Source organism: Micromonospora sp. LZ34 (assembly GCF_052981855.1).
Map to the genome: position 1 here is coordinate 43,723 of NZ_JBRIQN010000019.1, position 14,081 is coordinate 57,803.

Below are 14,081 nucleotides of genomic sequence, written 5' to 3' on the forward strand. Positions count from 1 at the left end.
GTCAGTCGCGGGTCAGCTTGCGGTAGGTCACCCGGTGCGGCCGGGCGGCCTCGGCGCCGAGTCGGTCGATCTTGTTCTTCTCGTACGCCTCGAAGTTGCCCTCGAACCAGAACCACTTCGCCGGGTTCTGGTCGTCGCCCTCCCAGGCCAGGATGTGCGTGGCGACCCGGTCGAGGAACATCCGGTCGTGCGAGATGACCACGGCGCAGCCGGGGAACTCCAGCAGCGCGTTCTCCAGGCTGCCGAGGGTCTCCACGTCGAGGTCGTTGGTCGGCTCGTCCAGCAGGATCACGTTGCCGCCGATCTTCAGCGTCAGCGCGAGGTTGAGCCGGTTGCGCTCGCCACCGGAGAGCACCTTGGTCGGCTTCTGCTGGTCCGGACCCTTGAACCCGAACGCCGCGATGTACGCCCGGGACGGCATCTCGACCTTGCCCACCAAGAGGTGGTCCAGCCCGTCGGAGACGGTCTCCCAGACCGTCTTGTCACCGGCCAGGCCCGCCCGGCTCTGGTCGACGTACGACAGCGAGACGGTCTCGCCGACCCGGACCGAGCCGGTGGTCGGCTCCTCCAGGCCCACGATGGTCTTGAACAGGGTGGTCTTGCCGACGCCGTTCGGGCCGATCACGCCGACGATGCCGTTGCGCGGCAGCGAGAAGCTGAGGTCGTCGATCAGCACCCGGTCGCCGAAGGCCTTGGTGAGGTGCTGCGCCTCGATGACCGTGCTGCCCAGGCGCGGGCCCGGCGGGATCTGGATCTCCTCGAAGTCCAGCTTGCGGGTGTTCTCCGCCGCGGTGGCCATCTCCTCGTACCGCTCGAGCCGGGCCTTGGACTTGGTCTGCCGGGCCTTGGCGTTGGAGCGGACCCACTCCAGCTCCTCGTCGAGGCGCTTCTTCATCTTGGCGTCGCGGCGACCCTCGACCGCCATCCGGGCGGCCTTCTTCTCCAGGTAGGTGGAGTAGTTGCCCTCGTAGCCGATCGCCCGGCCGCGGTCCAGCTCGAGGATCCAGCCGGCCACGTTGTCGAGGAAGTACCGGTCGTGGGTGATGGCGATGACGGTGCCGGCGTACTTGGCCAGGTGCTGCTCCAGCCACTGCACGCTCTCCGCGTCCAGGTGGTTGGTGGGCTCGTCGAGCAGCAGCAGGTCGGGCGCCTCCAGCAGCAGCTTGCACAGTGCCACCCGGCGGCGCTCACCACCGGAGAGCTTGGTGACGTCGACGTCCGGCGGCGGGCAGCGCAGCGCGTCCATGGCCAGCTCGAGCTTGGAGTCGATGTCCCAGGCGTCGGCGTTGTCCAGCTCCTCCTGGAGCTTGCCCATCTCCTCCATCAGCTCGTCGGAGTAGTCGGTCGCCATCTGCTCGGCGATCTTGTTGAACCGCTCCAGCTTGGCCTTGATCTCGGCGACCGCCTCCTCGACGTTGCCGAGGACGGTCTTGGTGTCGTTCAGCGGCGGCTCCTGGGCCAGCATGCCCACGGTGTAGCCGGGCATGAGCCGGGCCTCGCCGTTGCTCGGCTGGTCCCAGCCTGCCATGATCTTGAGGAGGCTGGACTTGCCGGCGCCGTTCGGACCGACCACACCGATCTTGGCCCCCGGCAGGAAGTTCAGCGTCACGTTGTCGAGCACGACCTTGTCGCCGTGCGCCTTGCGCGCCTTTTCCAGGACGTAGATGAACTGGGCCACGGTGCGGGCTACCTCCGTAGGTTGCGACTGGGAGCCGGCGGGCGAGGGCGCGGGCTGGTCGTTCACCCGCGGCCGCCGGCCGGGGCCGGCCGCACGCACGCCGTCGTCAATCCTGACAGGTACGCGTCGCAACGCCCACATCACCCCGCCCCCGGGGTACCCGCGTCGCGCCGGCAGCCTGCCTGTTGGCAAGATCACCAGCAGGGTTCGGCGGGCGTGGGACGGGTAGGGAACTCCGGCACGGGGCACCAGACGCCGCAGCTACGCTCAGTACGCTCATCGCGGTTGACCCGTCAGCACCCGGAGGTGGCCGAACGTGACCGTCCGCAGCTCCTTTGTCGTAGTGGCGAACCGCTTGCCGGTCGACGAGGTGAGCACACCCGAGGGACGGCAGTGGCGACGCAGCCCTGGCGGGCTGGTCACCGCCCTGCACCCCGTGCTCGCCGAGCACCAGGGCACCTGGGTCGGTTGGGCCGGCGGCACCGGGGCCGCGCCCGAGCCGTTCGACCTGGAGGGGATCCGGCTGCACCCGGTGCCACTGAGCGCCGAGGAGCTCGAGCGCTACTACGAGGGGCAGTCCAACGCGACGATCTGGCCGCTCTACCACGACGCGGTGGAGACGCCGGCCTACAAGCGCCGCTGGCGGGAGGCGTACCGGCTGGTGAATGCCCGGTTCGCGGAGGCCGCGGCGGACGTGGCGGCCGAGGGGGCCACGGTCTGGGTGCAGGACTACCAGCTCCAGCTGGTCCCGGCCATGCTCCGCGAGCTGCGCCCGGACCTGCGGATCGGCTTCTTCCTGCACATCCCATTCCCGCCCATCGAGCTGTTCATGCAGATGCCGTTCCGCACCGAGATCCTGCGCGGCCTGCTCGGCGCCGACCTGGTCGGCTTCCAGCAGCGGCTGGCCGCGCAGAACTTCGTCCGGCTGGCCCGGCACCTGCTCGGGCTCCGGTACGAGGGCCAGATGATCCAGGTGGACGGGCGGCAGGTGAAGGCCGGCGCCTTCCCGATCTCCATCGACACCCAGGAGATGGAGCGGCTGGCCGCCGACCCGGCGATCCAGGCCCGGGCCAAGGAGATCCGCGAGGAGCTGGGCAACCCGAAGACGATCATCCTGGGCGTCGACCGGCTCGACTACACCAAGGGCATCGAGTTGCGGCTCAAGGCCTTCCGCGAGCTGCTGGCTGACGGAAAGTTGACAGTCCCGGACGCCGTCATGGTGCAGGTGGCCACCCCGAGCCGCGAGCGGGTGGAGCATTACCAGGCACTTCGGGTCAAGGTCGAGCGCGAGGTCGGTCGGATTAATGGCGAATTCGGCAGGGTCGGCGTGCCGGCGGTGCATTATCTGCATCAGTCGTACAGTCGCACTGAGCTGGCCGCGATGTACGCCGCTGCCGACGTCATGATGGTGACCCCGCTGCGAGACGGAATGAATCTGGTGGCCAAGGAGTACGTCGCATCGCGCGCCGACCAGGGTGGCGCGCTCGTGCTCAGTGAGTTCGCCGGCGCCGCCACCGAGCTGCGCCAGGCATTTCTGTGCAACCCGCACGACCCCGACGCGGTCAAGGACGCCCTGCTGCGGGCCGTGCACGTAGAGAAGCCGGAGGCCCGCCGCCGCATGCGGACAATGCAACGCCATCTACGCACCCACGACGTGGGTCACTGGGCCAAGTCGTTCCTCACCGAGCTCGGTGTGCCGCAGGCGGAGGCCGCGTGAACATGTCCGTCACCGACGGAGCGCCCATTCCCACCGGAGTGATGGACGCCGAACTGCGCGCCGCCATCGGCCGGATCGCCCGGGTGCCGCAGCTCCTGATCGCCTGCGACTACGACGGCACCCTGGCGCCGATCGTCGAGGACCCGAGCAAGGCCGTACCGCTGCCCGAGTCGGTGGCGGCGGTGCGCGCGCTGGCCGCGCTGCCGCAGACCACCGTGGCGGTGGTCTCCGGCCGGGCGCTGCGCGACCTGGCCGCGCTCTCCCGGCTGCCCAGCGAGGTGCACCTCATCGGCAGCCACGGCTCGGAGTTCGACATCGGCTTCGTCGAGCGGCTCTCCCCCGAGCTGATCGCGGTGCGCACCCGGCTGCGCGACGCGCTGCGCGAGATCGCCGCCGCCCACCCCGGCATCCGGCTGGAGCGCAAGCCGGCGAGCGTCGCGGTGCACACCCGCGGGGTGGACCCGCAGGTCGCCGCGGCGGCCATCGAGGCGGTCCGCAGCGGCCCGGCGACCTGGGACGGCGTCACGGTCACCCAGGGCAAGGAGGTGATCGAGCTGTCGGTGGTGGCCACCCACAAGGGCACCGCCGTCGACCAGCTGCGCACCCAGCTCTCCGCCAGCGCCGTGCTCTTCATCGGCGACGACGTCACCGACGAGAACGCCTTCGGCAACCTGCACGGGCCGGACGTGGGCATCAAGATCGGGCCGGGGGACACCCGGGCCGACTACCGGGTCGCCGAGCCGCTGGAGGCGGCGCGCGCCCTCGGGCTGCTGCTGGAGACCCGGCGGCACTGGCTCTTCGGCGAGCGGGCGGTGCCGATCGAGCGGCACTCGATGCTGGCCAACGGCCGCACCGTCGCGCTGCTCACCCCGGAAGCCAAGGTCACCTGGCTCTGCCACCCCAAGCCGGACTCGGCGGCGATCTTCGCCGACCTGGTCGGCGGCAGCCCGGCCGGGCACTTCAGCGTCGCGCCCGAGCGGGGCGGCATCCCACTCGGCCAGCGGTACCGCTCCGGCACCATGACCGTGGAGACCCGGTGGTCGGGCCTGACCGTCACCGACTGGCTCGACACACCGGACACCGAGACCACGCCGGACGGCCCGGCCATCCTCAGCGGCGACTCGACCCTGATCCGGGTGCTCAGCGGCACCGGTCGGGCCCGCATCGAGTTCGCGCCCCGGCCGGAGTTCGGCCAGGTGGCCGTCCAGCTGCAACCGCTCGGCGACGGCCTGCTGGTGCTCGGCTCCAACGAGCCGGTCGCGCTCTACTCCCCCGGCGTCGAGTGGGAGGTCGTCAGCGACGGCGTCAACGAGACCGCCAAGGCGGTCGTCGACCTGCGCTCCGCCGGCGGGCAGGTGGTGCTGGAGATGCGCTTCGGCACGCAGAGCCTGGAACACCACCGGCTGCCGATCCACGAGCGGCAGGCCGCGGCCGAGCAGCCGTGGAAGGACTGGGTGGCCTCGCTGCGGCTGCCGAGCACCGCCCGGGACCTGGTCGCCCGCAGCGCGCTGACCCTGCGCGCGCTCTGCCACCAGCCGACCGGCTCGATCCTGGCCGCGGCGACCACCTCGCTGCCGGAGGAGCTGGGCGGCGTCCGCAACTGGGACTACCGGTACTGCTGGCTGCGCGACGCGGCGCTGACCGCCCGGGCGCTGGTCGACCTCGGTTCGGTGGAGGAGGCCGAGGGGCTGCTGCGGTGGATCGACGGCGTCGTCGAGCGCACCGGCGGGCATCCCGAGCGGCTGCACCCGCTCTACACCGTGGACGGCTACGAGCTGGGCGCCGAGGCGGTCATCGACACCCTGCCCGGCTATGCCGGCTCCCGGCCGGTGCGGGTCGGCAACCTGGCCAACCACCAGCTCCAGCTGGACGTCTTCGGCCCGGTCGCCGACCTGATCGCCGCCGTCGCCGACGCCCGCGGGTCGGTCCGGGACGACGAGTGGCGGGTGCTGGAGAACATGGTCGAGGCGGTCCGCCGCCGCTGGCACGAGCCCGATCACGGCATCTGGGAGGCCCGCCTCCCGCCGCGACACCACATCTTCTCGAAGACGATGTGCTGGATGACCGTCGACCGGGCGCTGCACGTGGTCCGCCAGCACGGCGGCGACGACCGGCCGGAGTGGGTGGAGCTGCGCGACCGGATCGGCGCCAACGTGCTGGAGTACGGCTGGCACGAGCACGCCGAGGCGTACAGCGTCGCGTACGGGGACGAGGAGATGGACGCCTCGTCGCTCTGGATCGGCCTGTCCGGCCTGCTTCCCGGCGACGACCCGCGCTTCCTCTCCACGGTGCTCAAGATCGAGGCCGACCTGCGCAGCGGCCCGGTGGTCTACCGGTACCACTGGGACGACGGCCTGCCCGGTCGCGAGGGCGGCTTCCACATCTGCACCGCCTGGCTGGTCGAGGCGTACCTGCGCACCGGCCGGCGGGACGACGCCGAGGACCTGTTCGGCCAGATGATCGACACCGCCGGGCCGACCGGGCTGCTCCCCGAGCAGTACGACCCGCTGGCCGAGCGCGGACTGGGCAACCACCCGCAGGCCTACAGCCACCTCGGCCTGGTCCGCTGCGCCCTGCTGCTGGACAACATGCTCAAGCAGTAACCGTTCGACGTCACCGGCGGCCGGCGCCTGTGTCTCCGGCCGCCGGCCCGTCTGCGGCCGCCGAAGCGTCTCTGCTCGCCAAGGGGGTCTTCGGCCGCACCGCCGCGGAACCGCCGCCGGCCAGCCGACGATCGGCCGCTCCCCCGCACGCCCGGTCCCGCCCGGGGCGGCGGACACCCACCCGGGTTGGCCCCTTTGCTCTGCTTCAACCCACGCAACGGTGACGGGCCGGAACCTGTGCGTGGGTTGAAGCAGAGCAAAGGACGTGCACGGGCTCCTCGCCGGTCGGCCAGCACCCGCGAGGGCCGGGCCGCGGCCGGTGCACAACTGACCGGCACCGCGGGCCGGCCGCCCTGGAACCGCTGTCGCTCAGCCGGTGGGCCCCACGACATCCACGGACGCGAGCACCGGGACGACGTCGCCGACCACCACCACCGCCGGCGGGCGCAGCCCCGCCGCCACCACGTCCGCCGCGACCGAGCCGAGGGTGGAGCGGAGCACCCGCTGCGCCCCGGTGGTGGCCTCCTGGACCACGGCGGCGGGCGTCTCCGCGGGCCGGCCGTGCGCGACCAGGGTCGCCGTGATCGCGGCCAGATTCCGCAGGCCCATCAGGATCACCAGGGTGCCGCGCAGCCCGGCCAGGTGCTCCCAGCGCACCAGCGAGTCCGGCGAGTCCGGCGGGACGTGCCCGGAGACCACGGTGAACTCGTGCGCCACCGCCCGGTGGGTGACCGGGATGCCGGCCACCGCCGGCGCGGCGATCGAGCTGGTCACCCCCGGCACCACGGTCACCGGCACGCCGGCCGCCGCGCAGGCGAGCACCTCTTCCCCGCCCCGGCCGAAGACGTACGGGTCGCCGCCCTTGAGCCGGACCACGACCTTCCCGGCCAGCGCCCGATCGACCAGGATCCGGTTGATCTCCTCCTGGGCCCGCGCCGGGCCGTACGGGATCTTCGAGGCGTCGACGAGCTCCACGTCGGCGCGCAGCTCGTCCAGGAGCAGCCCGGGGACCAGCCGGTCGGCGACCACCACGTCGGCGCCGGTGAGCAGGCGCCAGCCCTTCACGGTGATCAGCTCCGGGTCACCCGGCCCGGCGCCGACCAGCGCCACCCGGCCGGGGGCACCGGCGGCCGGTGCCCCGGGCGGGGCCGGCTCGATCCGGGCGGCGAGCAGGTCCCGCACCGCGTCCCGCACGCTCATCGCCCGGCGCGGGTCGCCGCCGCCGAGCACGGCCACGGTGACCGGGCCGTGCCGGGTCACCGCCGGGGTCCACGCGGTGGCGGCGGCCCGGTCGTCGGCGCGTACGCAGAAGATGCGCCGCTCGGCGGCGACCGCGCTGACCGACGCGGCGGCGATCGGGTCGTCGATCGCGACCTGGACCAGCCAGGCCCCGTCCAGGTCGGCGGGGGCGAACCGGCGCGGCGCCCAGTGCAGCCGGCCGGCGTCGGCGTGCGCCCGCAGCGCCGGGGTCAGCTCCGGCGCGACCAGGAGGACGTCCGCCCCGGCGTCGAGCAGGGCCGGCACCCGCCGGGTGGCCACCGCTCCCCCGCCCACCACGACCACCCGCCGCCCGGCGAGCCGCAGCCCGAGGGGGTAGGGACTGGTCACTTCTCGGCCACCCCGGCCGAGTCGAAGGTGGCCACCTCGTGCAGCACCCGGACCGCGCCGGTGACCACCGGCAGCGCGAGCAGCGCGCCGGTGCCCTCGCCGAGGCGCAGCCCGAGGTCGATCAGCGGGTCGAGTCCGAGCCGGCGCAGCGCGACGGTGGCGCCCGGCTCGGCGGACCGGTGCCCGGCGACCATCGCCCCGGTGGCGGCGGGCGCGAAGGCCGCGGCGGCGAGCGCGGCGGAGACCGCGATCACCCCGTCCAGCAGCACCGGCGTGCGGCGGGCGGCGGCGCCGAGGATCAGCCCGGCGAGCGCGGCGTGCTCCAGGCCGCCGACGGCGGCCAGCACGCCCAGCGGGTCGGCGGGGTCGGGGGCGTGCCGGCGCAGCGCGTCCCGCACCACGTCGATCTTGCGCTGGTACGTCGGGTCGTCCACCCCGGTCCCCCGGCCGGTCGTCTCGGCCGGATCGACGCCGGTGAACGCGGCGATCAGGGCGGACGCCGGGGTGGTGTTGCCGATGCCCATGTCCCCGGTTAGCAGGATGCCCGCGCCGGCGTCGACGAGATCGTCGGCGATCCGGATGCCGGTCTCCACCGCGGCCCGGGCCTCGTCCCGGGTGAGCGCGGCGGTCACCGTCAGGTCCCGGGTGCCGGCCCGGACGTTCGCCGCCACCAGCCGGGGCGCGTCCGGCCGCTCGGGCTCGCCCGCCGGGGCGGCGGGCAGCGGGGTGGCCACGCCGACGTCGACCACGGTGACCGTGGCGCCGGCCTGCCGGGCGAACGCGTTGACCACCGCGCCGCCGGCCAGGAAGTTCCCGATCATCTGGGCGGTGACCTCCTGCGGCCAGGGGGTCACCCGCTGGGCGTGCACGCCGTGGTCGCCGGCGAAGATCGCCACCGCGGCCGGCTCGGGCAGCGGCGGCGGGCAGGCCCCGGCCAGGCCGGCGAGGCGTACCGAGAGCTCCTCCAGGGCGCCGAGCGAACCGGCCGGCTTGGTCAGCCGGCCCTGCAGTTCCCGGGCGGCGGCCATCGCCGGCTCGTCGAGCGGCCGGATCGCCGCGATCGTGGTCTCCAGCATCATGCCTCCAGGATCTGCGCCAGTACCTCGGTGAACGCGTCGGTGGTGGCCGGGGCGCGCACGGCGATCCGCAGCCAGTCCGGGCCGAGGCCGGGGAAGGTGTCGCCCCGGCGTACCGCCCAGCCGCGCTCGCGCAGGGCGGCCCGCACGGCGGCGGCGCCGGGCAGGTGGACCAGCACGAACGCGCTGGCCGGGCGGCCGGCGACGCGTACGCCGGGCAGGGCCGACAAGCGGGCGACCAGGTGGTCGCGGTCGGCCGCGAGCCGGGCGGCGATCGCGCGCTCGGCCTCGACCGCGGCGGGGCCGGCGCAGGCGGTGGCGGCGGCCAGCGCGGGGGTGGAGACCGCCCAGAGGGGCTGCACGGCGGCCAGCCGGTCGAGCAGCGCGGCGTCGCCGAGCAGGTAGCCGATGCGCAGCCCGGCTAGTCCCCAGGTCTTGGTGAGGCTGCGGACCACCAGCAGGCCGGGCAGGTCCCGCCGGGCGGCCAGGGACTCCGGCTCGCCGGGCACGCCGGGCGCGGCGGTGGTGTCGGCGAACGCCTCGTCGACCACCAGCACCCGGCCCGGTCGCGCCAGGCGGGCCAGGTCGGCGGCGGGGTGCAGCACCGAGGTGGGGTTGGTGGGATTACCGACCATGACGAGGTCGGCGTCCGCGGGCACCCGGGCCGGGTCGAGCCGGAAGCCGTCGGCCGGGTCGAGCAGCACCCGTTCGACCCGGTGGCCCGCCGCCCGCAGCGCGGCCTCGGGCTCGGTGAACTGGGGGTGCACCACCACCGGCCGGCGCACCCCGCGCAGCGCTTGGGCGAGCAGCACGAAGCCCTCGGCCGCGCCGGCGGTCAGCAGCACCTCCGCCGGGGGCCGGCCGTGCCGGGTGGCGACGGCGGCCCGGGCCGGCGCCGGGTCCGGGTAGCGGGCGAGGTCGGCCAGCGATGCGGCGATCGGCTCGGCCAGCCAGCCCGGCATCGGGGCGCGGCGGACGTTGACCGCGAGGTCGACCAGACCCTCGCCCACCTCCGCGTCGCCGTGGTGGGCGAGGTCGGGCTCGTGGGCGGGGTCTGGCCCGACACCCGTGGGTGCCCCGATCGGCTGACCGCGCATGACCGCGATCCTGCCGGGAAGGCGGCCCACGGGACAGCGCATCCCGACGTGGGGCGCGTCACCACCCACGGCGTTCATGAATACTTCTCATGGACGAATCGGAAATGTCATAACTTGGCCGTGTGAGCAACCGACCCCTTGCTGCCGCTGGTCGTCTCCTACCCCTCCTCCGCGCCGGGCTGATCGCCGGCATCGTGGTCGCCGCCGTGGCCTATCCGGTGGCCGCCGCCACGGGCATCGGCGCGAAGGTCACCGCGCACGCGTTGGAGCACAAGACCAAGATCCTGACCGCCGCGCTGCCCGCCGAGACCTCGTACCTGTACGCGCCGGACGGCAAGACCGTGCTGACGATGTTCTACGAGGAGTACCGGCAGTACACGAAGCTGTCGGACATGTCGCCGAACATCCAGCAGGCGATCGTCGCCGCCGAGGACTCCCGCTTCTACCAGCACCACGGCGTCGACCCGAAGGGCGTCGCCCGCGCCTTCGTGGCCAACGCGCGCTCCAGCGGCGTCTCCCAGGGCGCCTCCACGCTCACCATGCAGTACGTCCGGATGGCGCTGCGGGACAGCGCGAAGACCCCGAAGGAGGTCCAGGAGGCCACCCAGCAGACCAGCCTGCGCAAGGTCCGGGAGATGCGGATGGCGCTGGACCTGGAGAAGGAGCTGAGCAAGGAGCAGATCCTGGAGCGCTACCTCAACTCGGCGTACTTCGGCCACCGCGCGTACGGCATCTACGCGGCCAGCGAGATCTTCTTCTCCAAGACCCCGAAGGACCTCACCCCGGTCGAGGCGGCCACCCTGGCCGGCCTGGTCAAGTCCCCGTCCGAGTACGACCCGGCCAGCTCGGACCAGAAGGACGCCACCGCTCGGCGCAACTACGTGCTGGACCGGATGGCCCAGCTCGGCTACCTCTCCCCGGACGACGCCGCGACGGCCAAGAGCGAGCCGATCCGGCTCAAGCTGAGCTACCCGCCGAACGACTGCGCCTCGATCCCCGAGAAGTGGAACAGCTGGGGCTTCGCCTGCGACTACCTGAAGAACTGGTGGAGCGCGCAGTCAGCGTTCGGGGACAACCGGCTGGAACGGATGGACAAGCTGCGCCGGGGCGGCTACCGGATCGTGCTGAGCCTGGACCCGAAGATCCAGGAGGCGGCCGAGAAGAACGTCGGCACGAAGGAGTACACCGGCAGCCCGTTCGCCAACGGCGTCGTGATCTCCGAGCCGGGCACCGGACGGGTCAAGGCGATGGCGGTGAACCGGACCTACTCGCTGAACCTGGACGACAACCCGCCCAGCTCCAACCCGGAGGCCAGCCCGAAGATCAAGGCGAACTACCCGAACACGGTGGCGCCCCTGCTCGGCGGCGGCGACCTGCCGGGCTACCAGGCCGGATCGACGTTCAAGATGTTCCCGATGCTAGCCGCGCTCAACGCGGGCATGCCGCTGTCCACCTCGTTCAACGCCCCGTACCGGTACCGCTCCGAGGTCTTCGACGGCTGGTCGCCGTCGAACGCCAGCGGGGCGATGAGCGGCGAGCAGACCATGTGGTCCGGGTTCGGCAAGTCGGTGAACACGTACTTCGTCTGGCTGGAGGAGCAGATCGGCGCGGAGAAGGGCGTCCGCCTGGCCGAGCAGCTCGGCCTGCGCTGGCGCACCGACGTCGACCGGGAGCACGCGGCCCCGAGCAAGGCACCGAAGTGGGGCGCGTTCACCCTGGGTGTCTCGGACGCCACCCCGCTGGAGATGGCCACCGCGTACGCGGCCATCGCCGCGGACGGCCGGTACTGCGAGGCGATCCCGGTGCTCTCCATCCACAACCGGGACGGCACGCCGACCACGTACAGGACCGCCGGCGGGATCGAGCGCGAGGTCGCCAAGCCGCGCTGCCGGCAGGTGGTGAGCGCGGACGCGGCCCGGGCCGCCACCGACGCGGCCCGCTGCCCCACCGGCGACACCCCGGCGCGCGGGAGCTGCGGCGGCTGGTCGACGGCGGACAGCGTGCGGGGCACGGTCGGGCGGCCGGTGGCCGGCAAGACCGGTACCACGGACAGCACCCGGTCGGCCTGGTTCGTCGGCTACACCCCGGAGCTGGCCGGGGCGAGCTTCATCTCGGACCCGGACAACCCGTTCAACGCGGTCGGCGACGGCCAGTCCCAGATCCCGATCGCCGCGGTCGCGGAGACCCTCCGCGACGCCCTCAAGGGCAAGCCCACCCGCCAGTTCACCCCACCCTCCGACCGCATCGTCGGCTGACCAACGGCTCAGCGGAGGTCGGCGGCGACGAAGGACCAGACCTCCAGGTCGACCCGGCCGCCGTGGGCGTAGCCGGCGTTGCGCAGCAGGCCCTCGTAGCTGAAGCCGGCCTTCTCGGCCACCCGGCGCGACGCCAGGTTGCCCGGCGCCACCCGCAGCTCGACGCGCTGGAAGCCGTGCTCGAGGATCAGCGCGATGGCGAGCGCGTCGACCGCCTCGGCGGCCAGCCCGAAGCCGCGGGCGTGCGGCGCGATCGCGTAGGAGACCTCGGTGCACCGGGCGCCCCAGTCGGTGCGCCGGGTCCAGAGGCAGCCGACCACCCGGTCGTCCTCCCGGCGGAGCACCCCGTAGTGGTCGCCGTCGCCGCTGTCCCGGCGCTGCCGGGCCAGGTCCGTGCACCAGGCCTGGCCGTCGATCTGACCGGCGGAGTCGGCCAGCGGCAGCCAGCGCCGGGTCTGCTTGTCGGCGAACACCTCCTCTGCCGCCGGCGCGTCCGCCGCCGTCAGCCGGCGCACCTCGGTGCGCGGCGTGGAGACGGTCAACGCCGGGAACCGGCGGATCGCCACCTGACCGATCACGCCGGCACTCCGCCGGGACGTGCCGCGACGTCCTCGGCCGCCGGCTCCGCCACCGCCGCGGCCACCAGCCGGGCGGCGATCTCCGGGTACGCGGCCCAGTGCACCACCAGCTGGGAGGCGTGCACGCCCCGCCAGACGAAGCCCTCCGGCGCCCCGCCCGCCCAGCTCCACGCCGGGCGCTGCCCGGCCCGCGGGGTGAGCACCGCCCGGTGCTCCTTGTGCCCGGCCACCACCGCGCCGGGCGGCGCGACGACGCTGCCGGTGAGCGCGGTCGCCTCCCGGTAGCCGACCACCATGCCCTCCCGGCTGGCGCCGACCGCGTCGAGCACCCCGCACATCGGCAGCCCGTCCAGCTCCCGGGCCAGCCAGAGCAGGCCGGTGCCCTCGGCGACGACCGGGCGGCCGGTGCGGGCCAGCTCGGCGACCGCGATGCAGAGCCGGCGGTTGGCGGAGAGCTGCTCGGCGTACGACTCGGGCAGTCCGCCGCCGACGACCAGCGCCCGGGTGCCGGCCGGCAGCTCCTCGTCGCGCAGCGGGTCGACCGTGACCACCTCGGCCCCGGCCGCCCGGAGCAGCTCGGCGGTCTCGGCGTGGCTGTAGCTGCCGCCCGGCCCGCCGGCGAGCGCTACGACCGGGGGCTCCGCCGGCGGCTCCCCGTCCGGTGCCGGCGACCAGGGCTCGGCGGGCAGCGGCGGGGCGGAGCGGGCCAGCCCGAGCAGCCGGTCCAGGTCGACGGTGGCGGCGACCGCCTCACCGAGGCGGCGCACCGCCCGGGTGGCCTCACCGGAGCCGGTGAGCGCGGGAACGGCGCCCAGCCGGCGCGCCGGCAGCACCGGCGGCAGGTCCTGGCGGCGCAGGGCGCCGTAGACCGGCACGCCGATGTCGTCGAGCGCCTCGCGCAGCAGCGTCTCGTGCCGCGCCGAGGCGACCCGGTTGAGGATCACGCCGCCCAGCCAGATCTGCTCGTCGTACGACCGGAAGCCGTGCACCAGGGCGGCCACCGACTGCCCGGTGGCGGCGACGTCGACCACCAGCACCACCGGGCTGCGCAGCCCGATCGCCACGGACGCCGTCGACTCGGTCTCCGGGTGGCCGGCGAGGCTGTCGTAGAGGCCCATGCTCCCCTGCACCAGGGCGAGCGCGGCCCCGGCGGCGCCGTGCCCGAGCAGCGGGCCGATCCGGTCCGCGCCGACCAGCCGCGGGTCCAGGTTGCGGCCGGGCCGCCCGGCGGCCAGCCCGAGGTACGCCGCGTCGACCTGGTCCGGGCCGATCTTGAAGCCGGCGACGTCCTCGCCCCGGTCGGCGAGCGCGGCGAGCAACCCGATCGCCAGCGCGTTCTTGCCGTGCCCGGAGGACGGCGCGCTGAGCACCAGGCGCGGCACGACGGTCATCATCGACTCCCTCGCGGCAGCGGGTACGCGGCCGCGGACCGCAGGCGCGGTCCGCCCGCGTGACGATAGCCGAACCGG

Annotated in this window: 9 protein-coding genes; 3 read left to right on the forward strand and 6 right to left on the reverse strand. The window is 74.0% G+C overall.

What is annotated here, in order from left to right; all coding sequences use genetic code 11:
- Position 1: 1 nt before the first annotated feature.
- On the reverse strand, positions 2–1,678 hold the full coding sequence (gene ettA, locus ACVCAH_RS20580; RefSeq protein WP_447137798.1) for an energy-dependent translational throttle protein EttA: 1,677 nt from the start codon (positions 1,676–1,678) through the stop codon (positions 2–4).
- Positions 1,679–1,994: 316 nt separating this feature from the next.
- Between ettA and ACVCAH_RS20585 the strand changes: the two genes are divergently transcribed.
- Together ACVCAH_RS20585 and otsB are read left to right on the forward strand one after the other, a co-directional pair.
- On the forward strand, positions 1,995–3,395 hold the full coding sequence (locus ACVCAH_RS20585; protein WP_447137799.1) for an alpha,alpha-trehalose-phosphate synthase (UDP-forming): 1,401 nt from the start codon (positions 1,995–1,997) through the stop codon (positions 3,393–3,395).
- 2 nt (positions 3,396–3,397) lie between these two features.
- Positions 3,398–5,998, forward strand: a complete 2,601-nt coding sequence (gene otsB, locus ACVCAH_RS20590; RefSeq protein WP_447137872.1) for a trehalose-phosphatase — start codon at positions 3,398–3,400, stop codon at positions 5,996–5,998.
- A gap of 369 nt (positions 5,999–6,367) precedes the next feature.
- Here otsB and cobA read toward each other — a convergent pair whose 3' ends face one another.
- From cobA to cobC, 3 genes are read right to left on the reverse strand one after another with little or no spacing between them, the layout of a single operon-like run.
- Positions 6,368–7,606 carry a uroporphyrinogen-III C-methyltransferase gene (gene cobA / locus ACVCAH_RS20595; protein ID WP_447137800.1) on the reverse strand — a complete coding sequence of 413 codons (1,239 nt, stop codon included), beginning with the start codon at positions 7,604–7,606 and terminating at the stop codon, positions 6,368–6,370.
- On the reverse strand, positions 7,603–8,682 hold the full coding sequence (cobT, locus tag ACVCAH_RS20600) for a nicotinate-nucleotide--dimethylbenzimidazole phosphoribosyltransferase (RefSeq protein WP_447137873.1): 1,080 nt from the start codon (positions 8,680–8,682) through the stop codon (positions 7,603–7,605). The genes cobA and cobT overlap by 4 nt, the downstream gene beginning before the upstream one ends.
- Positions 8,682–9,779 carry an Rv2231c family pyridoxal phosphate-dependent protein CobC gene (gene cobC / locus ACVCAH_RS20605; protein ID WP_447137801.1) on the reverse strand — a complete coding sequence of 366 codons (1,098 nt, stop codon included), beginning with the start codon at positions 9,777–9,779 and terminating at the stop codon, positions 8,682–8,684. The genes cobT and cobC overlap by 1 nt, the downstream gene beginning before the upstream one ends.
- Positions 9,780–9,901: 122 nt before the next feature.
- Between cobC and ACVCAH_RS20610 the strand changes: the two genes are divergently transcribed.
- Positions 9,902–12,034: a transglycosylase domain-containing protein gene (locus ACVCAH_RS20610; RefSeq protein ID WP_447137802.1), complete on the forward strand. Its 2,133-nt coding sequence runs from the start codon at positions 9,902–9,904 to the stop codon at positions 12,032–12,034.
- Positions 12,035–12,042: 8 nt separating this feature from the next.
- On the opposite strand, the gene ACVCAH_RS20615 is transcribed toward ACVCAH_RS20610, so the two are convergent.
- The gene (locus ACVCAH_RS20615) at positions 12,043–12,612 is read right to left on the reverse strand and encodes a GNAT family N-acetyltransferase (RefSeq protein ID WP_447137803.1); all 570 of its coding nucleotides are present in this window, start codon (positions 12,610–12,612) and stop codon (positions 12,043–12,045) included.
- Positions 12,609–14,003, reverse strand: a complete 1,395-nt coding sequence (locus ACVCAH_RS20620; RefSeq protein ID WP_447137804.1) for a cobyrinate a,c-diamide synthase — start codon at positions 14,001–14,003, stop codon at positions 12,609–12,611. Before ACVCAH_RS20620 ends, ACVCAH_RS20615 begins: the two co-directional genes overlap by 4 nt.
- Positions 14,004–14,081: the final 78 nt, after the last annotated feature.

What these genes read in the sequence shown, in the direction of transcription:
- cobC (WP_447137801.1), bottom strand. Translation starts at nt 9,779, where the DNA reads ATGCGCGGTCAGCCGATCGGGGCACCCACGGGTGTCGGGCCAGACCCC.
- cobT (WP_447137873.1), bottom strand. Translation starts at nt 8,682, where the DNA reads ATGCTGGAGACCACGATCGCGGCGATCCGGCCGCTCGACGAGCCGGCG.
- otsB (WP_447137872.1), top strand. Translation starts at nt 3,398, where the DNA reads ATGTCCGTCACCGACGGAGCGCCCATTCCCACCGGAGTGATGGACGCC.
- ACVCAH_RS20620 (WP_447137804.1), bottom strand. Translation starts at nt 14,003, where the DNA reads ATGACCGTCGTGCCGCGCCTGGTGCTCAGCGCGCCGTCCTCCGGGCAC.